The organism is Glycomyces endophyticus (genome assembly GCF_039531525.1).
GTDB lineage: Bacteria > Actinomycetota > Actinomycetes > Mycobacteriales > Micromonosporaceae > Glycomyces > Glycomyces endophyticus.
Genome location: NZ_BAAAQF010000039.1, coordinates 1 through 511, shown reverse-complemented (window position 1 = coordinate 511; position 511 = coordinate 1). Strand labels below are relative to the sequence as shown.

Below are 511 nucleotides of genomic sequence, written 5' to 3'. Positions count from 1 at the left end.
CTACTATCAATATCAATCGTAATGGATGTCAATTTACTTTTAGTGAGCAGTTTTTTAAAGACTTTAAAATTAATGTCTCTAAACATTTGGGTTGTCTTGAAGTTGAAGTTTCCTAGAAACCGTGACACTGTTTCAGGTTCTTTTACGGAAATATCAAACTCGTTGACGAGGGGATCATTTTGAAGTAGCTTTAGACGTTCTAACTTATCAATGCCAATGAAGTGACCGCAGAGCATGGTCTTTATATGATTCATCTTGATTTTATTTGTTGAGTCATTATCAAATACGAGGTCATTTTCAATAAAATCAAAAATCCCATTGCTTTTTGCATTCTCAAGGAGCAGAAAAAGACCTGCATTTGATGTTAGATTCTTAGCTTTGAAATCAATTTTATTAATCATAATTAGAACCCCTTTTTACTACTTTTCTTACTATTATTTTACCATATATCGAGTCATAAAAGCTGATAATTTAACATATTTTTGAGCACTTTTCTTTCACCCAATGGGTG

The 511-nt window shown here is 31.7% G+C and carries 1 pseudogene; it reads right to left on the bottom strand.

What is annotated here, in order from left to right:
• Nucleotides 1-401 (bottom strand): annotated as a pseudogene (locus tag ABD419_RS24890) (IS1380 family transposase); the annotation flags it as partial.
• Nucleotides 402-511 lie beyond the last annotated feature (110 nt).